The sequence below is a fragment of the Streptomyces sp. GLSS-08 genome (assembly GCF_056387915.1).
Genome location: NZ_JBWJAQ010000003.1, coordinates 270857 through 288801, shown reverse-complemented (window position 1 = coordinate 288801; position 17945 = coordinate 270857). Strand labels below are relative to the sequence as shown.

The 17945-nt window shown below is 72.7% G+C and carries 19 protein-coding genes and 2 pseudogenes; 11 read left to right on the top strand and 10 right to left on the bottom strand.

What is annotated here, in order from left to right; translation table 11 throughout:
* Positions 1-126 precede the first annotated feature (126 nt).
* A complete protein-coding gene (gene cds1 / locus AC0ZLC_RS06785) occupies positions 127-1251 on the bottom strand; it encodes an L-cysteine desulfhydrase Cds1 (RefSeq protein WP_476750962.1) in 1125 nt (374 codons plus the stop codon).
* A 314-nt stretch (positions 1252-1565) separates the two neighbouring features.
* On the opposite strand from cds1, the gene AC0ZLC_RS06780 reads away from it, so the two are divergent.
* A complete protein-coding gene (locus AC0ZLC_RS06780; RefSeq protein WP_358852187.1) occupies positions 1566-1889 on the top strand; it encodes a hypothetical protein in 324 nt (107 codons plus the stop codon).
* 182 nt (positions 1890-2071) lie between these two features.
* Positions 2072-2590: an ATP-binding protein gene (locus AC0ZLC_RS06775; protein ID WP_476750961.1), complete on the top strand. Its 519-nt coding sequence runs from the start codon at positions 2072-2074 to the stop codon at positions 2588-2590.
* A 348-nt stretch (positions 2591-2938) separates the two neighbouring features.
* Here the strand turns inward: AC0ZLC_RS06775 and AC0ZLC_RS06770 are convergent, their stop codons facing one another.
* Complete coding sequence (locus AC0ZLC_RS06770; protein ID WP_476750960.1) at positions 2939-3229, bottom strand: SHOCT domain-containing protein; 291 nt, start codon at positions 3227-3229, stop codon at positions 2939-2941.
* Positions 3230-3414: 185 nt separating this feature from the next.
* On the opposite strand from AC0ZLC_RS06770, the gene AC0ZLC_RS06765 reads away from it, so the two are divergent.
* The 3 genes from AC0ZLC_RS06765 to AC0ZLC_RS06755 are packed head-to-tail and all read left to right on the top strand — an operon-like array spanning position 3415 to position 5515.
* Positions 3415-3975 carry a TetR/AcrR family transcriptional regulator gene (locus AC0ZLC_RS06765; protein ID WP_476750959.1) on the top strand — a complete coding sequence of 187 codons (561 nt, stop codon included), beginning with the start codon at positions 3415-3417 and terminating at the stop codon, positions 3973-3975.
* Between the two features lie 50 nt (positions 3976-4025).
* A complete protein-coding gene (locus tag AC0ZLC_RS06760) occupies positions 4026-4610 on the top strand; it encodes a DUF4865 family protein (protein ID WP_476750958.1) in 585 nt (194 codons plus the stop codon).
* Positions 4607-5515 carry a phosphotriesterase family protein gene (locus AC0ZLC_RS06755; protein ID WP_476751196.1) on the top strand — a complete coding sequence of 303 codons (909 nt, stop codon included), beginning with the start codon at positions 4607-4609 and terminating at the stop codon, positions 5513-5515. The genes AC0ZLC_RS06760 and AC0ZLC_RS06755 overlap by 4 nt, the downstream gene beginning before the upstream one ends.
* 23 nt (positions 5516-5538) lie before the next feature.
* On the opposite strand, the gene AC0ZLC_RS06750 is transcribed toward AC0ZLC_RS06755, so the two are convergent.
* The gene (locus AC0ZLC_RS06750; protein ID WP_476750957.1) at positions 5539-6780 is read right to left on the bottom strand and encodes an ROK family protein; all 1242 of its coding nucleotides are present in this window, start codon (positions 6778-6780) and stop codon (positions 5539-5541) included.
* A 31-nt stretch (positions 6781-6811) separates the two neighbouring features.
* Positions 6812-7474, bottom strand: coding sequence for an alpha-ketoglutarate-dependent dioxygenase AlkB family protein (locus AC0ZLC_RS06745; RefSeq protein WP_476750956.1), 663 nt, complete (start codon positions 7472-7474; stop codon positions 6812-6814).
* Between the two features lie 165 nt (positions 7475-7639).
* On the opposite strand from AC0ZLC_RS06745, the gene AC0ZLC_RS06740 reads away from it, so the two are divergent.
* Positions 7640-8818, top strand: a complete 1179-nt coding sequence (locus AC0ZLC_RS06740) for a methyltransferase (RefSeq protein WP_476750955.1) — start codon at positions 7640-7642, stop codon at positions 8816-8818.
* 153 nt (positions 8819-8971) lie between these two features.
* Here AC0ZLC_RS06740 and AC0ZLC_RS06735 read toward each other — a convergent pair whose 3' ends face one another.
* Positions 8972-9823 (bottom strand): class II fructose-bisphosphate aldolase, encoded by an 852-nt coding sequence (locus AC0ZLC_RS06735; protein ID WP_476750954.1) that lies wholly within the window; start codon positions 9821-9823, stop codon positions 8972-8974.
* A gap of 33 nt (positions 9824-9856) precedes the next feature.
* Complete coding sequence (locus AC0ZLC_RS06730; protein WP_476750953.1) at positions 9857-10747, bottom strand: SIS domain-containing protein; 891 nt, start codon at positions 10745-10747, stop codon at positions 9857-9859.
* 136 nt (positions 10748-10883) lie between these two features.
* Here AC0ZLC_RS06730 and AC0ZLC_RS06725 point away from each other — a divergent pair, with 136 nt between their 5' ends.
* The gene (locus tag AC0ZLC_RS06725) at positions 10884-11663 is read left to right on the top strand and encodes a DeoR/GlpR family DNA-binding transcription regulator (RefSeq protein WP_476750952.1); all 780 of its coding nucleotides are present in this window, start codon (positions 10884-10886) and stop codon (positions 11661-11663) included.
* Between the two features lie 48 nt (positions 11664-11711).
* Here AC0ZLC_RS06725 and AC0ZLC_RS06720 read toward each other — a convergent pair.
* Positions 11712-11840 (bottom strand): annotated as a pseudogene (locus tag AC0ZLC_RS06720) (MFS transporter); the annotation flags it as partial.
* Positions 11841-11842: 2 nt separating this feature from the next.
* Here AC0ZLC_RS06720 and AC0ZLC_RS06715 point away from each other — a divergent pair.
* Positions 11843-12455, top strand: a pseudogene (locus AC0ZLC_RS06715) (MFS transporter); the annotation flags it as partial.
* A 179-nt stretch (positions 12456-12634) separates the two neighbouring features.
* On the top strand, positions 12635-13411 hold the full coding sequence (locus tag AC0ZLC_RS06710; protein ID WP_476750951.1) for a maleylpyruvate isomerase family mycothiol-dependent enzyme: 777 nt from the start codon (positions 12635-12637) through the stop codon (positions 13409-13411).
* A 179-nt stretch (positions 13412-13590) separates the two neighbouring features.
* Here AC0ZLC_RS06710 and AC0ZLC_RS06705 read toward each other — a convergent pair whose 3' ends face one another.
* A complete protein-coding gene (locus AC0ZLC_RS06705; protein WP_476750950.1) occupies positions 13591-14001 on the bottom strand; it encodes a MarR family winged helix-turn-helix transcriptional regulator in 411 nt (136 codons plus the stop codon).
* 85 nt (positions 14002-14086) lie between these two features.
* Here AC0ZLC_RS06705 and AC0ZLC_RS06700 point away from each other — a divergent pair, with 85 nt between their 5' ends.
* Positions 14087-15589 carry an MFS transporter gene (locus AC0ZLC_RS06700; protein WP_476750949.1) on the top strand — a complete coding sequence of 501 codons (1503 nt, stop codon included), beginning with the start codon at positions 14087-14089 and terminating at the stop codon, positions 15587-15589.
* 134 nt (positions 15590-15723) lie between these two features.
* A complete protein-coding gene (locus AC0ZLC_RS06695) occupies positions 15724-15999 on the top strand; it encodes a DUF6332 family protein (protein ID WP_476750948.1) in 276 nt (91 codons plus the stop codon).
* Here AC0ZLC_RS06695 and AC0ZLC_RS06690 read toward each other — a convergent pair.
* Both AC0ZLC_RS06690 and AC0ZLC_RS06685 read right to left on the bottom strand, forming a co-directional pair.
* Positions 15960-16625, bottom strand: a complete 666-nt coding sequence (locus AC0ZLC_RS06690; protein ID WP_476750947.1) for a response regulator — start codon at positions 16623-16625, stop codon at positions 15960-15962. The two genes, AC0ZLC_RS06695 and AC0ZLC_RS06690, sit on opposite strands and share 40 nt — an antisense overlap.
* Entirely contained in the window at positions 16622-17860 is a 1239-nt protein-coding gene (locus AC0ZLC_RS06685) for a sensor histidine kinase (RefSeq protein ID WP_476750946.1), read from the bottom strand. Before AC0ZLC_RS06685 ends, AC0ZLC_RS06690 begins: the two co-directional genes overlap by 4 nt.
* Positions 17861-17945: the final 85 nt, after the last annotated feature.

Genomic DNA, 17945 nt, shown 5'->3' with positions numbered 1-17945 from the left:
ACGGTGTCGTCGCCCGCGGCGCGGTGCGCCGCGGGACCGGACTTGCGCGTCACCGCCCCGCCAGGTCGATCCCGGACCTCGCCGAGCCCGGCGTGCCCCCACCCCCGGCCGGCTCTTCGCGCCGGTTCAGTCCCGCCACACTCCCGTCAGCAGCAGCGACTCGATCGCCGCCGTGTAGGGCGCGATGTCCAGCCCCTGCTGCTCGAGCCAGGCGTCCGAGTAGTACTTGTCCAGGTAGCGGTCACCGGGGTCGCACAGCAGGGTCACCACGCTTCCCGTGCGGCTCTCCGCGACCATCTCGGCGATGATCTTCAGCGCGCTCCACAGGCCGGTACCGGTCGACCCGCCCGCCTTGCGTCCGATGACGCGCTCCAGTGCGCGGACGGCGGCCACGCTGGCGGCGTCGGGGACCTTCATCATCCGGTCGACGGCGCCGGGCACGAAGCTGGGTTCCATCCGCGGCCGGCCGATCCCCTCGATGCGGGATCCGCAGTCGGTGGTGACGGCCGGATCACCCGTCGTCCATCCCTCGAAGAAACACGAGTTCTCCGGATCGGCGACACAGATGCGGGTGTCGTGCTGCATGTAGTGCACGTACCGCGCGATCGTCGCCGAGGTGCCGCCCGTGCCGGCCGTGGCGACGACCCACGCCGGCTCAGGGAACCGCTCCCGCTCCAGCTGGCGGAAGATGGACTCCGCGATGTTGTTGTTCCCGCGCCAGTCCGTGGCCCGCTCGGCGTAGGTGAACTGGTCCATGTAGTGGCCGCCGGTCTCGACGGCGAGGGCCGCGGATTCCTCGTACATCCGGCGCGGGTCGTCCACGAAGTGGCACCGCCCGCCGTGGAACTCGATCAGCCGGCACTTCTCGGCGCTCGTCGTACGCGGCATCACCGCGACGAAGGGGACCCCGATGAGCTTCGCGAAGTACGCCTCCGAGACGGCCGTCGACCCGCTGGACGCCTCGATGACGGGGCGTCCGGGCCGGATCCAGCCATTGCAGAGGCCGTAGAGGAAGAGCGATCGGGCGAGCCGGTGCTTGAGACTGCCGGTCGGGTGGGTCGACTCGTCCTTCAGATACAGGTCGATGCCCCACTGCTCGGGCAGCGGGAAGCGCAGCAGATGCGTGTCGGCCGAACGGTTGGCGTCGGCCTGGACCTTGCGGACGGCCTCTTTGAGCCAGGCGCGATACGCGGTGTCGCTGTGGTCGACGTCGAGGGTCTGGCCGGTTCTGGCCGGAGGGGTGGTGGTCACGGCGGGGCTCCTTACGCATTGCGCCGACGCCGGTCGACATGGTCGGACACCTCGATCATAAGCACCTTCCTCACGCTTCTCACCTGCATAAACGCATCTTTGAGCAACCCAAAGGAGGCCCTGGGGCACGGGGTGTCGCGGTTCGGGGGCGCATCGGGGTGAGTGCTTCCGCCGCCCCGCGGGACCTCGTCGCGCGTACTGGTGCTCGTCGCCGGAGGCGGGCAGACTGCACGGCACGGGGATGCTTCACTGGACCAGGAACCACGCTGGAGCACGACGGAGCGGGAGCCGACCGCACGAGGGGGCGGGGCGTCATGGCGGAGCCGGAGTTCACGGCCACGGGGGTGCGGATCGAAAAGAGGCTGCGCTCACTCACCCGGGCCGGACAGGTCCGGATCAGCGACGGCAGGCTCGAGTTGCTCACCAGCTACGGCAGCGAGATCGACAGCGCGCCGGTACAGGCGGTGCGGGCGTCGAAGCCGTGGTTCGCCCATGACGACCGCGCGTCGGCCGACATCAACGGCACGCGCTACCAGCTCACTCTCGGAGAGCACGATCCGGCGCCGGGAAAGCCGGGCCCGCCCTCGGCACGGCGGTTCATCGAAGCGGTGCGCAGGGCGGCGGGGCGCAACGGTTGAATGCGCCGCGAGTTGCGGGACGGCCTCCCCTGGGTGACGCTGATCTCACGTCACTCTGGGTCTACCGGCGATAACGCTGCGAACCAGCCCGCCGGACATCACAGCAGGCGGTCGTTCCACGCAGCCATCTGCTGGATCCGATCTCCGTCTTCTTCCGGACCTCAATTCGGGGAGTCGCAGCCGTGATCAGCCAGCCAAGCAGGCATTGCACGGTGGGGCTCCAAGCCCTGCCGGCGCGGATCGGCCAGGTCCGCAGAATCGTATCTGCGCAGTTGCGCTACTGGCATCTGGACTCGTTGATAGACCGCGCAGCGCTCGGCGTGACCGAGCTTCTGACCAACGTTCACCGGCACGCCCAGCCCGACAAGATGTGCACCGTGGAGATCGAGTTCCTGCTCGACCGGCTCACGGTCTCGGTGCACGACAACGACCCGCGCCTGCCCGTCGTGGAGGACGCGGAACCCTTCGCCACCTGCGGCCGCGGCCTCGCCATGGTCGCCGCCATGAGCGAGAGCTGGGGTGTGCGGCCGAACGGGGACTCGGGCAAGGCCGTGTGGTTCACGTTGCCGGCGCACTCCGCCGCGCTCGCCGCACCGCCCCGACCGCCGTACGGCACCGCCCTGGAGACGCCTGCGCACGGGTTCGGCCCCGAGGGACGCAGGCCCGAGCACGCTCCCGCCCGGTCCGCCGTTGCCGGCTGACCGGGCGGTGACCTCCGCGCCGTGGGGCTGCGTCATTCGGCGGCGAGGGCGCGAAGCGCGTCCGGCCGCGCCACACGCCGGGCCGGACGCAGCCCAGCGAGGGCGACCGGCGCGACCGCCGCGACCGCCATGAGTGCGCGGGCGGTACCGCAGAGGCGAGGGCGCCCCGACCGGCCGTGGACCGAACGGACGGTGCAGGCCGATCGCGGTGAAGCCTCCGGCCGGGAACCCGACGCTCACCGTGACAGGTCCGCACGGCCGACTCACCGAAGCCGCACACCTCGACGGCCTCGGTGACCGGTGCGGGACGGCGGACGGTGGCCGTCACGGTGACGGCTGGTCCCGTGCTCAGGCCGCGTCTCCCCTGCCCGTGCGCCCGAACTGCTCGTCCAGGACGGAGAGCCGACGCCAGTACTCGTCCTCGTCGATCTCGCCGGAGGCGAAGCGGCGGCCGAGCACGGCGATCGGCGAGTCACCGGCCGGGCGGCCTCCGCCGGCTGTCCGCCACGGACCGCCTCCGCCGCGCCGGGCGGTGCGGCGCAGGACGGTCACGACACCGATCACGACGGCCGCCCAGATCAGCGGGAAGAACAGGATCCACGGGCCGGGGCCGCCGTCCCAGTTCGCCAGGGTCTGCATCTCGGTTCATCTCCTCGGTCGTTGCCTCGTGATGCTCCGAGCCTCTCCCCGGGGAGGGCGCCGGGTCGTCGTACGGACAGCGGCAGTGTGCGTACCTCCCCGGGAGTACGCGGGGGTTCATGGATTGCTCCCGTGGTTCACGAACCCTCTCGACTTCTGTACCTACTAGTATGTACAGTGCGGTCATGAGCACCTCGGAGCGACTGATCGAGTCCACCCGCGCACTGCTGTGGGAGCGCGGCTACGTGGGCACCAGTCCCAAGGCGATCCAGCAGCACGCGGGCGCCGGCCAGGGCAGCATGTACCACCACTTCAAGGGCAAGCCCGAGCTGGCCCTGGCGGCCATCACCCGGACCGCCGGGGAGTTGCGGGCCACCGCCGAGGGCGTACTGAGCGCTTCCGGCACGCCGTACGAGCGCATCGAGGCGTATCTGCGGCGCGAGCGCGACGTGCTGCGCGGCTGCCCCGTCGGGCGGCTGACGATGGATCCGGACGTCATCGCGAGTGAGGAACTGCGCGCTCCCGTCGACGCGACACTCGACTGGCTGCGTGAGCGCCTCGCCCACATCGTCGAAGAGGGCAAGGAACAGGGGCAGTTCGCTCCCTCCCTCGACGCGGAGGAGATCGCCGCGACGATCGTCGCCACCGTCCAGGGCGGCTACGTCCTCGCCCGCGCGTCCGGCTCGCCCGCCGCGTTCGACACGGGCGTGCGCGGACTGCTCGCCCTTCTCTCCCCTTCGCGCTGAGCACGGCTTCCCGGCCGGCACCCGGCCCGATCAGCCCTTTCGGAGGCACGATGCACGCCATGCAGTACGAGTTGACCCTGCCGGCCGACTACGACATGAGCGTCGTCCGCGACCGGGTCGCCCGGCTCGGACACCGGCTCGACGACTGGGACGGTCTCGGCTTCAAGACCTATCTGATACGCGAGCGGGGCGTGCACGGCTCCCCGGTCAACCAGTACGCCCCGTTCTACCTGTGGAACACGGTGGAGGGCATGAACGCCTTCCTCTGGACCGGCCCGTTCCAGGGGATCGTCGATGACTTCGGACGGCCCGTGGTGCAGCAGTGGACCGGACTCGCGTACGAGGAAGGGGGCACCGCCGGTTCGCCCGGCGCGGTCGCGTTGCGGCGCCGCCTGTCCCTCCCGGAGGGGGTGCCGCTGTCGGAGGCGGCGCAGGATGCGGCGCGCGAGGCCGGGCGGCTGGCCGCACTGGACGGTGCCGTCTGCGCGGCGACCGCCGTCGACACCCGGAACTGGGAGGTGGTGCACTTCTCGGTGTGGGCCCACGACGACCCCGGGACGGCCGGTGAGGTGTTCGAGGTCCTGCACATGTCGCAGCCCGGGCGAGGCCTGCTGCCACGGGGGCCGCAGTGGTGAGCACGGTCCGCACCGTCCTCGGGGATGTGCTCCCCGGACAACTGGGCGTGTGCGACGCGCACGACCACCTCTTCTTCGGCAGCCCCCGCCTCCCCGGCCAGGAACTGTGCGACGCCGCCTCCGCGCGGGCCGAACTGGCCGCGTTCCGGGAGCAGGGCGGTGCGAGCGTGGTGCAGTGGACGCCGTACGGACTCGGCCGGCGGGCCGCGGATCTGCCGCTCCTCTCCCGCGACACGGGAGTGCACGTGGTCGCCGCGACGGGCCTGCACCAAGCCGAGCACTACGCACCGGAGTTGCTCAGCAAGCTGCGCGGCAGGCTGGCGGAGGTGTTCGTCGCGGAACTGACGCGGGGCATCGGCACGACACGGGTCCGGGCGGGGCTGATCAAGGTCGCCGGTGGCTTCCACACCCTGGACGCACACGCCCGCTGGACCATGACCGCGGCGGCCGAGGCCCACCACGCCACGGGTGCACCCGTCGCCGTCCACCTGGAGCTGGGCACGGGTGCGCTCGACGTACTCGACCTGCTGTGCGGGGAGTTGAGCGTTCCGCCGCACCGGGTGATCCTCGGCCACCTCAACCGGTCGCCCGACCCGGTGGTGCAGCGCCGCGCCGCCGAGGCGGGTGCCTACCTCGCCTTCGACGGGCCCTCGCGCGCCCACCACGCCACGGACTGGCGCATGCCGGACGCCGTACGGGCGCTCGCCGAGGCCGGTTTCGGCCATCGGCTCCTCCTGGGCGGCGACACGACGACCGCCGGTGCCCGCTCGGTCAACGGCGGCCCCGGGATGCCGTATCTGCTGCGCCGGGTCCGGCCGCGGCTCGAACTCGCCCTCGGCAGGGAGCTGGTGGAACGCGTCCTCGTCGAGAACCCTGGCCGCGCCTTCGCGGTCGAGTGGCTCTAGGCGGTCCGCGCCGGGCCGGGGTGTCAGAGGACGGCGAGCGCCCCCAGCGGGTCGTCGAGGACCGGCTGCCACGCCAACTCGGCAGCGCCCACCAGGCTGTTGTGGTCCAGCGTGCAGGGAAGGATCGGCACACCGCCGCTCTGCCCCCACAGGCTGCGGTCGGCGACCACGGCCCGCAGGCGGTCCGGGTCGGCGTCCAGGAGCGTGCGGTGGAGTCCGCCGAGGATGATGCGGTCCGGATTGAGGATGTTGACCAGCCCCGCGAGCCCGAGCCCGAGCCGGTCGATCAGTGCCTCGGTGGCCGTACGGACGGCAGGGTCGGCGTACTGGCCGCGGATCAGGTCGTTGGACTGCTGGAGCAGCGAGACCTCGGGCCCCGGCGTACGTCCTGAAGCGTCCAGGAAGGCCAGCGGGTCCGCCTCGACGTCGAGGCATCCCCGGCTCCCGCAGTGGCAGGGCCGCCCCTCGGGATTGACGGTGAGGTGCCCGACTTCCAGCGCGAGGCCCGAACTGCCCGTGTGCAGCCGCCCGTCGAGCACGAGCGCGCCGCCCACACCCCGGTGGCCGGTGGCTACGCACAGCAGGTCACGGGCGCCGCGGCCCGCGCCGTGGCGGTGCTCGGCGAGCGCGGCGAGGTTGACGTCGTTGGCCGCGAAGGCCGGTCCGAGGATGCCGGCGGCGCGCACCCGCTCGGCGAAGATCTGCCGGACCGGCGCACCGGCGGGCCAGGCGAGGTGGAGCGGGTTGAGGGCGAGGCCGTCCGGTTCCGCGACCGCCGACGGCACGGCCAGTCCGGCGCCGACGCAGCGCCGCCCGGTCGCCGCCAGCAGGTCGGCGCCCGCCTCGACCACCGAGCCGAGGACCTTCGCCGGGTCGGCGTCGACCGTCTCACAGCCGGGCGCGGTGGCGACGATCCGGCCGCCCAGGCCGACCAGCGCCGCGCGGAACCCGTCGGCGTGGACCTGCGCGGCCAGCGCGACGGGGCCGTCCTCGGCGACCCCGAGGCGGTGCGAGGGGCGGCCCTGTGATCCGGCGGCCGCTCCGGGCCGCGCGTCCACGCGGATCAGGCCCAGCGCCTCCAGCTCCGCGGCCACCGCGCCGGCCGTCGCCCGGGTGACCCCCAGTTCGGCGGTGAGCACGGCACGGGTCGGCGCACGTCCGGTGTGCACGAGCTCCAGCGCGGGTCCGAGCGCACCACGCCCCCGGTCCAGCCGCGTCCGCGTGTTCCCTTCCCCCGCCGCCCGGGGGGCCGCCTTGCCGTTCATGAGGGCGAGTCTCCCATGATCCGGACAGGCGCTAGGACGCGTCCGGGAAGCCGCCCACCCGCAGAGTGACGTTCAGCCTGCCGGTGAGACCCAGCTCGGGGGGCGCCGTGCCCGCGTGCACCCGCGGGACGCCGTGGTACGCGAGCCGGGAGGCGCCGCCGAAGACGAAGAGGTCCCCGCTGCGCAGCTCGACGTCCGTGTACGGCCGTGTCCGCGCCTCGGTGTTCCCGAACCGGAAGACGCAGGTGTCGCCGAGGCTCAGGGACACCACCGGCGCGTCCGACTTCTCGTCGCTGTCGCGGTGCATGCCCATCCGGGCGTCGGCGTCGTAGAAGTTGATCAGTGCGATGTCGTGGGCGGGGTGACCCGCGGCCGCCCGGCCGAGAGCATCCGTCACCGCGCGGCGGCCGAGGTCCGCCAGCCAGTCCGGGAAGGGTTTCACCGGCGAGCCGTCGCCGTCCACCACGGTGCGCGCGTACCCGTAGGGATACCAGTGCAGGCCCAGGCAGACCTGCCGGGAGGTCATGGTGCCGCCGCCGGGGGTGCGGACCGTGCGCAGCCCCGCGGGCGGTGCGGCCCACGCGCGGCAGGCCGCCAGCAGCTCCCGCTGGCCCACGGGGTCGAGCCAGTCCGGCAGGTGCACCGCGCCCGGCGCGACCTCCGTCCGTCCGCGCGGAAACAGCTCGCTGTCCATGACTCCATCATCACTCAGGCGCCGACGGGGCCGGGTCACCCGCGGGGTCAGGGCCGGGACCGCGGCCCGGCATCGCGGGGCCCGCGCGGCCCGGCGCGCCCTGTGTGCACCGCCCGCACCCACCCTGACCGGTGCTGAGCCGCGCCTCGGATAGCCTGGGGCACGATGAACGACCGGATGGCCACACCCTGGGGCGAGTACACGCTGGCCCGCTTCCCCGAGGACCCCCGCGACCGGCTGCGTGCCTGGGACGCGTCCGACGCCTATGTCCTGCGCCACCTCGCGGCGAGCGACACCTCCCTGTCCGGGTCGGTGGTCGTAACCGGCGACCGGTGGGGCGCGCTGACCACGGCACTGGCGGCGCACCGGCCGGTGCAGATCACCGACTCCCACCTCGCGCGGGAGGCGACCCGGGCGAATCTGCGGCACAACGGCGTCGACGAGGACTCCGTACGCCTCCTCACCACGCGGGACACCCCGCCCGACCGCGTCGACGTCCTGATCGTGCGGGTCCCCCGGAGCCTCGCGCTGCTGGAGGACCAGCTGCACCGGCTCGCACCGGCCCTGCACGAGGGGACGGTCGTCGTCGGCACCGGCATGGTGAAGGAGATCCACACCTCGACGCTGCGCCTGTTCGAGCGGATCGTCGGCCCGACCCGCACGTCCCTCGCCGAGCAGAAGGCCCGGCTCATCTTCAGCACCCCCTCGCCGGGGCTCGTACGGCCGACGAACCCGTGGCCGTACCGCTACGAACTCCCCGACGGCGTCGGCGTGGTGTCGGGACGGACCGTCACCAATCATGCGGGGGTCTTCTGCGCCGACCGCCTCGACATCGGCACCCGCTTCCTCCTCCAGCACCTGCCGGAGAGCCGTGGCGCCGAGCGCGTCGTGGACCTCGGCTGCGGCAACGGGGTCGTCGGTACGGCGGTCGCGCTGGCCAATCCGCGGGCGAGTGTGCTGTTCGTGGACGAGTCCTACCAGGCGGTCGCGTCCGCCGAGGCGACGTACCGGGCGAACGTGGAGCAGCCGGCAGCGGCGGACGGCCCGGCGGACATGGCGGGCTCGGCGGAGTTCCTCGTCGGGGACGGGCTGACCGACGTACCGAGCGGGAGTGTCGACGTCGTGCTGAACAATCCGCCCTTCCACTCCCACCAGGCCACGACCGACGCGACGGCGTGGCGGATGTTCAGCGGAGCACGCCGTGCGCTGCGGCCGGGCGGCGAGCTGTGGGTCATCGGCAACCGGCATCTCGGCTACCACCTCAAGCTGCGCCGTCTGTTCGGCAACAGTGAACTGGTCGCGAGCGACGCGAAGTTCGTGCTTCTCAGGGCGGTCAAGAAGTAGCCGCGCCCCGAGCTGCGCCCCGCTGCGGTGCCGGCTCACCGGGCCGGCGCCCGGTGCGCGCAGGTCCTTGAGCCGATGCGCACCGGACGCGACTCGGCGCACCGGGTGCGTCTCAGTCGCTCACCGGCGTCTCGGGCGCTCACCGGGTGCGCCTCAGCCGCGCAGCACCGTGATGAGGCGCGCCACCGTCCGCGCCATGGCCTCCCGCCCCACGCCGAGGTACGCGCGGGAGTCCGCCGCCTCGGGGTGGGCGGCGAGGAACTCCCTGATGGCATCGGTCATGGCGAGGTTCAGCGCCGTTCCGATGTTGACCTTGGCAATGCCGCCCGCGACGGCCGCCGTCAGTTCGTCGTCCGGTACGCCCGAGGAACCGTGCAGGACGAGCGGCACGTCCAGCGCGGCGGCCAGCCGTTTGAGCAGCTCGTGGTCGAGGGCGGCGGTGCGGGTGGTCATCGCGTGCGAACTGCCGATCGCGACCGCCAGGGCGTCCACGCCCGAGTCCGCCACGAAGGCGCGGGCCTCGGTGGGGTCGGTGCGGGCGCCGGGCGCGTGCGCGTCGAGCGCCGGTTCACCCTTCTTGCCGCCCACCTTGCCCAACTCGGCCTCGATCCAGAGCCCTTGGGCATGCGCCCAGTCGGTGGCCGCCCGGGTGACGGCGAGATTCTCCTCGTACGGCAGGCGGGCCGCGTCGTACATCACGGAGCTGAACCCGGCGTCGGCGGCCTGGCGCAGGAGCGCGTCGCTGCGCACGTGGTCGAGGTGGAGCGCGACGGGGACCGCGGCGCGCTCCGCCGCCGCGGCCGCGGCACGGGCCAGCGGGAGCAGGCGTCCGTGACGGAACCGCACGGCGTTCTCGCTGACCTGGAGGACGACGGGCGCGTTCACGGCCTCGGCTCCGGTGACGACCGCCTCGATGTGCTCCAGCGTGATGATGTTGAACGCGGGGACGGCGGTCCGCGTCCCGACGGCGGTGGCGATCAGGTCACCGGTTGCGGCGAGTGGCACAACTCCTCCTTCTGTAATGGCGGTTGAGCCGACTCACTGTGCGTTCTGCCGGAGGATGACCGACCGGGTGAGGTGACGCGGCCGGTCCGGGTCGAGCCCACGGGCGGCGGCGACCGCGACCGCGAGCCGTTGGACGCGGACGAGTTCCGCCAGCGGGTCGAGCACGCCGGCCACCCACAGGGCGCCGGTCGCCCGCACCTGCTCGGCCAGCCCGTCAGGGGCTTGTCCGAGCATCCAGGTAGCCGTGCCGCGGGTGGAGATGCTGATCGGACCGTGCCGGTACTCCATCGCCGGGTAGGCCTCGGTCCACGCCAGCGACGCCTCGCGCATCTTGAGCGCGGCCTCGCAGGCCAGCCCGACGGTCCAGCCGCGGCCGAGGAAGGTGAACTGCGTGCCGTCGACGAGCCCTTCGGGCAGCGGAGTCCGAAGTGCGATGGCCGCGTCGGCCACGACGGCGTCGGAGTGCAGACCGAGGTGTGCGCGCAGCAGGGTGAGGGCGGTGGTCGCGAACCGCGTCTGCACGACGGACCGCTCGTCCGCGAAGTCGAGGACCACGACGTCGTCGGCGCAGTCCATGACGGGCGTGCGCGGGTCGGCGGTGACGGCCGTCGTCCGCGTACGCCCCCGGAGCCGGCCGAGGAGCTCCAGCACCTCGGTGGTGGTGCCGGAGCGGGTGAGGGCGACCACCCGGTCGTACGTCCGGCCGTGCGGGAACTCGGATGCGGCGAAGGCGTCGGTCTCGCCCTGCCCCGACTGTTCGCGCAGCGCGGCGGCGGCCTGGGCCATGAAGAGCGAGGTGCCGCATCCCACGACGGCGACCCGCTCCCCCGGTGTCGGCAGCGCGGCACCGTGCCCCTCGGCCTGTTCGGTGGCTCGGGCCCAGCACTCGGGCTGACTCATCAGCTCGTTCTCGACATGGGTCATGCCGTATCCCTTCCACTCCACGAATGGCGTCGCTGCTTGTTCGTGCAAGATATTGCCACCTTTCGAGCACAATCAAGCATTCGGACGGGGGAACGGTGCGCTAGGGTCGCGGAAGATCGAGGAACGGAGAGTGCGCATGTCGCGCGACGCCCGCTGGAAGGCGCTGCTGGAGCTGCTCGTGGAGCGGGGCCGGCTGGACGTCGAGCAGGCCGCGGCGGAGCTGGAGGTGTCCGCCGCGACGATCCGGCGCGACCTGGACCAGCTCGCCGAGCAGCAGATGCTGGTCCGCACCCGCGGCGGCGCGGTGGTCCACGGGGTCTCGTACGAACTGCCGCTGCGCTACAAGACCGCCCGCCGGGCCTCGGAGAAGCAGCGGATCGCCAAGGCGGTGGCCGGTCTCGTCACGCCGGGCGAGGCGGTGGGCCTGACCGGCGGCACGACCACCACGGAGGTGGCCCGTGCGCTGTCCGTACGCCCCGACCTGGCGTCCGGCTCACCCGCGCTGACGGTGGTGACCAACGCGCTCAACATCGCCAACGAACTGGCCGTGCGGCCCCAGTTCAAGATCGTGGTGACCGGCGGGGTGGCGCGCCCGTCGTCGTACGAGCTCATCGGGCCGCTCGCGGACGGCGTGCTGGGGCAGATCACCATCGACGTGGCCGTGCTCGGCGTGGTCGCCTTCGACGCCGAGCACGGGGCCGCTGCGCACGACGAGGCGGAGGCCGCGATCAACCGCCTGCTGTGCGAGCGCGCCGCGCGGGTGATCGTCGCGGCCGACTCCAGCAAGCTGGGACAGCGCGCGTTCGCGCGGATCTGCGCGGCCGACGCGGTCGACACCCTCGTCACGGACACCGCGGTCGCCGAAGAGACGGTGCGGCGGTTCGAGGAGGCGGGAGTGGAGGTCCTGGCGGTCTGATCCGCCCGTCCGAGAACTCCGCGCGCAGCCCCTGAGCCGCATCCGCCACTCCAGGCGCAGCAGGGTGCGGCTCACGACGGCTGTCACCAGCAGTCCGATCACGGTGAGGCCGAGCAGATGCTGTGCGGGGGAGAGCGCGCCGGCGACAAGTCCGCCGAGCCCGGCGCCGATCATGCCAGCCGCCGGCGCCCGCGGCCCGCACGCAGCCCCGGGAGAGCGACAGCACGCCACGAAGTCGGGACGCGCGGACTCGGGGCCTCGTCGTCGTCCTCGGCCTGATCGCCCTCTGCACCGCTTACGGGGAGGGCGCCCTGGCGGACTGGGGCGCCCTGCACCTGGAACAGGACCTGGACGCCCACCCCGGCGTCGCCGCGGCGGGCTATGCGTGCTTCGCACTCGGCATGACGATCGGCCGGGTCGGCGGCACGACCCTCCTGGAACGGGCCGGGCGGACGCGGACACTGGTGGCGGGCGGCGCTCTGGCATGCGCGGGCATGCTGCTCGGCGCGCTGGCACCCGCGGCCTGGGCGGCACTGCTGGGTTTCGCGGTCACGGGACTCGGCCTCGCCAACATCTTCCCGGTCGCCGTCGAACGTGCGGGCGCGCTGGCAGGGCCGGGCGGCGTCGCGACCGCGTCCACCCCTCGGCTACGGCGGCATGCTCCTCGGACCGCCGGCGATCGGATTCATGGCGGACTGGTTCTCACTGCCCGCGGCCCTCACGAGCGTGGCGGCACTGTCGGCCGTGGCGGCCGTCATCGGCTTCGCGACCCGCCGCTCGGCGGTGGGCTGACGGCCTGCCTCGGGGAGCGGGGCGGCACGTGGCAGGCCTGCTCGGCCGAAACCCGCGCGGGGAGCGCGCAGTTCGCGTTCCCGCAGCGCGATCCGGTCCGCGGGAAGGGACGTGCGGGGCTGTCTCCTGGCGGTTGAGTCGCTCTGCCCCGACCTCGGTCCATCCGCCACACTTGCGCAGTGAAGATCACAGAGTTCCTGGAAACCTTGGACCGCGAAGGCCAGTTGCTTGCCTCGGCCGCCGCGGAGGCCGGAGTCGAGGCCGCAGTGCCGACCTGCCCGGGATGGCAGGTGCGCGACCTGCTGCGGCACACGGGCATGGTGCACCGCTGGGCAACGGCGTTCGTCGCCGACGGGCACACCTCGTACCAGCCCGACGGCGGCCTGCCCGACCTGGACGGCGGAGAACTCCTGGCATGGTTCAGGGAGGGCCACCGCCGGCTCGTCGACACGTTGGCCGCGGCACCGTCCGGCATACAGTGCTGGAGTTTCCTGCCCGCGCCCTCACCGCTGGCCTTCTGGGCACGACGGCAGGCCCACGAGACGACCGTGCACCGGGTCGACGCCGAGTCGGCACTCGGAGGTGAGCCGACCGCGATCGCCACGGCCTTCGCGGTGGACGGTGTCGACGAGCTGCTGCGCGGGTTCCACACCCGCCCGAAGAGCAGGGTGCGTTCGGAGGTACCCCGCGTGCTGCGCGTGCGAGCCACCGGCACCGCGGACCTCGCGCACGCCACGGGAGCCGTGGACGCCGTGGACGCCGTGTGGACCGTACGGCTGTCGGCTGAGCCGCCCGTGGGCGAGCCGGGCGAGGAAGGGGACGCCGACTGCGAACTGGCCGGACCGGCAGACCAGTTGTACCTGGCGCTGTGGAACCGCCGGCCCTTCCCGAGCGTGGCGGGCGACACCGGACTCGCCGACCTGTGGCGGGAGAAGTCGGCCGTCACCTGGAACTGATCGGACCGATGAGGCGCACGTGCGACGGACCCGGCGCTGCGGCAGCGCCAGGTTCTCGGTCACCGTGAGGTGCGGGAGGATCTTCTACGAGCGCCCCGTCGGCGCCCGCGGCGAGTTGACCGATCCGAGGGCGGGTGGTTCGCAGCCGGGCGGCCCGACCTGACCGGGGGCCGTTCAGGTCAGCGGCCTGTGGCCGGGCGGTCCGCCAGCATCCGGTGCAGCACCGCCCGCTGCACCGGCAGCACCTCGCCGTGCAGTTCGCGCCCATTCGGCGTGAGCGTTACACGGACGCCCCGGCGGTCCGTCGGGCACACACAGCGCGAGACGTGCCCGTCCTTCTCCAGGCGGCCGATCAGCCGGGACAGCGCGCTCTGGCTCAGGTGCACCCGCTCGGAGATCTCCTGCACGCGGTACGAGGGGCCGCCGTCCGACGCCGCACCTTGCGCCAGTACGTCGAGGACCTCGAAGTCGCTCGCGCCCAGGCCGTACGGGTGCAGTGCTCGGTCGAGTTCACACAGCGTGCGCGCATGCACCGCGAGGATGTCCCGCCACTCGCCCACGAGTACCTGCTCGGCCTTCTTCGCCGCCATGGGCGCACCGTAGCAAAGAATCCATTTTGTTGCATCGGAATTAAATGCACTTGCATTGGATGCGCATGCATGTACTGTCTTCGTCATGACTTCTCCGCTCACCGCCCCCGCGTCCCAGAGCACTTGGACGCCTCGGCTGTGGGGCACCCTGCTGGTGCTCTGCGCCGCGATGTTCCTGGACGCGCTGGACGTGTCGATGGTCGGCGTCGCCCTGCCGTCCATCGGTTCCGAACTCGACCTCTCCACGTCGACGCTCCAATGGATCGTCAGCGGCTACATCCTGGGTTACGGCGGGCTCCTCCTCCTCGGCGGACGCACCGCCGACCTGCTGGGCCGCCGCGAGGTCTTCCTGGTGGCCCTCGGCGTCTTCGCACTCGCCTCGCTGCTCGGCGGACTCGTCGACTCGGGACCGCTGCTGATCGCCAGCCGCTTCATCAAGGGTCTGAGCGCCGCTTTCACCGCGCCGGCCGGCCTGTCCATCATCACCACGACCTTCGCCGAGGGCCCGCTGCGCAACCGCGCGCTCTCGATCTACACCACCTGCGCGGCCACCGGCTTCTCCATGGGGCTCGTGCTGTCCGGCCTGCTGACCGAGGCCAGCTGGCGGCTGACCATGCTGCTGCCCGCCCCGATCGCCGTCGTCGCACTGGTCACGGGCCTGAAGCTGATCCCGCGCAGCGAGCGCGAGAAGGACCACCGCGGCTACGACATCCCGGGCGCCGTCATCGGCACCGCCTCGATGCTGCTGCTCGTCTTCACCGTCGTCCAGGCGCCCGAGGTGGGCTGGGGGACGGCCCGTACCCTGCTCTCCTTCGCCGCCGTCGCGCTCCTGCTCACGGTCTTCGTCGCCGTCGAACGGCGCAGCCCGAGCCCGCTGATCCGGCTCGGGGTACTCCGCTCGGGCAGTCAGGTCCGCGCCCAGCTCGGCGCGATGGCGTTCTTCGGCTCGTACGTCGGTTTCCAGTTCATGGTGACGCTGTACATGCAGTCGCTGCTCGGCTGGTCGGCGCTGCACACCGCCCTCGCCTTCCTGCCCGCGGGCGCGCTGGTCGCGCTGTCCTCCACGAAGGTGGGCTCGGTCGTCGACCGGTTCGGCACCCCGCGTCTCATCGCCGTGGGCTTCGCCCTGATGGTCGTCGGCTACGCCCTGTTCCTCCGCGTCGACCTCGACCCCGTCTACGCGGCGGTCATCCTGCCGACGATGCTGCTGATCGGCGCGGCCTGCGCCCTGGTCTTCCCGTCCCTCAACATCCAGGCGACGAACGGCGTGGAGGACCACGAGCAGGGCATGGTCTCCGGCCTGCTGAACACCTCGGTCCAGGTGGGCGGCGCGATCTTCCTCGCCGTCGTGACCGCGGTCGTGACCGCGAACTCCTCCGGGAGTTCCTCCCCGCAGGCCGTCCTCGACAGCTACCGGTCGGGCCTGGTCGTCGTGACCGGCATCGCCCTCGCGGGGCTGCTCGTCACCCTCACCGGCCTGCGGACTCCGCGGACGCGGGAGACGATCGTGGTCGCCCGCTCGCCGCACGAGGAGCCGGGCACGGCGCACGAGGAGACGGAGGAGGCGCGGGTGGCGGTCGTCGACTGACCGGCCCGCCTGTCCACGCGCATCAACCGGCTCGTCGCCCCGCTCTCGCGCCCGGGCCGGTCCAACACCCGCAGCACGGAACGCCCGGCGGACACTTGCTTGCCCGCCGGGCGTTGGCCTGTTTGACTCGGTGCATGGGGAGACGTACGCAGGCGGAGCGGGACGCGATGACGGTCGAGATCGGCTACGCGCTGTTCGCGGGCGCGGTGCTGGCCGGAGCGGCGTGCCTGGGCGTGCTCTTCGCCGTCCCCGCCCTCTTCGGGGCTCCGGGCGGGACGAGCGACACGCTGAAGCAGGCCGCGGCCGGTCTCGCGGCCGTCACCTTCTTCGCGACCGTGGTGACGGTGCTGATCCGCTTCCAGCACGTCCGTCAGCCCAGCCAGCCCGGCCGCACCAGTCCCGACTCGTAGGCCAGCACGACGAGTTGGGCCCGGTCGCGCGCTCCGAGCTTCACCATGGTCCGGCTGACATGGGTCTTCGCGGTCAGTGGGCTGACGACCAGGCGGCGGGCGATCTCGTCGTTCGACAGACCGATGCCGACCAGGGCCATCACCTCCCGTTCCCGCTCGGTGAGTGCGGACAGCGACCGGACGGCCGCCGGCTCCTTGGAGCGGGCCGCGAACTCGGCGATCAGCCGCCGGGTCACCCCCGGCGACAACAGCGCGTCCCCTTCCACCACCGCCCGCACCGCGCGCAGGAGTTCCTCCGGTTCGGTGTCCTTCACGAGGAAGCCCGACGCTCCGCAGCGGATCGCCTCGAAGACGTACTCGTCCAGCTCGAAGGTGGTGAGCATGACCACCTTGACGCCCTCCAGGTCCGGTTCGCCGGTGATGCGGCGGGTGGCGGCGAGACCGTCGAGGCGGGGCATGCGGATGTCCATCAGGACGACGTCCGGCCGCAGTTCGCGAACCCTGCCCAGCGCCTCCTCGCCGTCCGCGGCCTCCCCGGCCACCTCGATGTCCGGCTGCGCGTCGAGCAACGCCTTGAAGCCCGCTCTCACCAGCGACTGGTCGTCGGCGAGCAGTACGCGGATCACCGGTCCTCCCCGAGTCCGAGTGGCAGCAGCGCCAGCACGCGGAAACCTCCGTCGGCGCGCGGTCCGGCCTCGATCGTGCCACCCAGCGCCGCGGCCCGCTCCCGCATCCCGGCGAGCCCGTTGCCGCTGCCGCCGGCGTCCGCGCCGGTCGCGGGGCCCTCGTCGTCGACCCGCAGCCGCAACGCGCCCTCCGTACGGTCGATCCGCACCCGCGCGTGCCGCGATCCCGAGTGCCGTACGACATTGGTCAGCGCCTCCTGCACGATACGGAACGCGGCGAGGTCGGTGCCGGGCGCGAGCCCCGTGACCTCACCCAGCACCTCGACCGTCAGTCCGGCGCTCGCCGCCTGCTCGACCAGTTCGGGGAGCCGGCCGAGGCCCGGCGCCGGGGCCCGCGGCGCCTCCCCGTGTGCCCGCAGCGTGTCGAGAACCTGCCGGACCTCCCCCAGCGCCTCCTTGCTGGCGGCCTTGATGGTGATGAGAGCCGTACGCGCCTGCTCCGGGTCGGAGTCGAGGAGCGCGAGACCGGCACCCGCCTGGACGTTGATCACGGAGATGCTGTGCGCGAGCACGTCGTGCAGTTCGCGGGCGATCCGCAGCCGCTCCTCGTCGGCGCGGCGCGCCGCGGCCAGCGCCCGCTCGGTCCGGTCGCGCGCCCACTGCTCGCGCCGCACGCGGACCAACTCCGACATCGCCACGATCGCCACCACCCAGGCGGCCGTCACGATCTCCTGGCTCCAGGCGGCGGCGCCGTCCCCCGTCGGAGGCAGCCGGCGGTAGAGCCAGTGCGCCACCAGCAGATGGCCGGCCCACAGCAACCCGACCGCCGTCCAGGCGGCCCTGCGGTGCCCGGCGACGACAGCGCCGAAGCAGCCGACCGCCACGGTGAGGAACACCGGACCGTACGGATACCCGGCGCTCAGGTAGACCATCGCCGCCGCGGCCGTGGCGAAGGCGACGAACACCGGGTACCGCTGCCGCCACAGCAGCACGCCGCAGCCCGCGAGGAGCAGCACGCGGGCGAAGGTGTCCAGAGGGGCGCGCTCACCCGCCTGGGCGTGAGCCGCGAACTGCGAACCGGCGAGCACGAGGACGGTGAGCAGGAGGGTGGAACGCCACGGCCGGCCGACGCCCCGGTCCTCGTCGTCCCGGCGGTTGCGCCCCGGCGGCCCGTACCGCCACCACCGGGACGGCCAGGCCCAGGCCGGGGGCCTGCGGGCGTGCTGCTCTTCCATGACCGTCACGCTAGACGCCGTCCGGTGTTCCCGGCGTCAGCCGGGCGTGGTGATCAGGCGTACTCCCCGCGGAGTACGCGGTGGG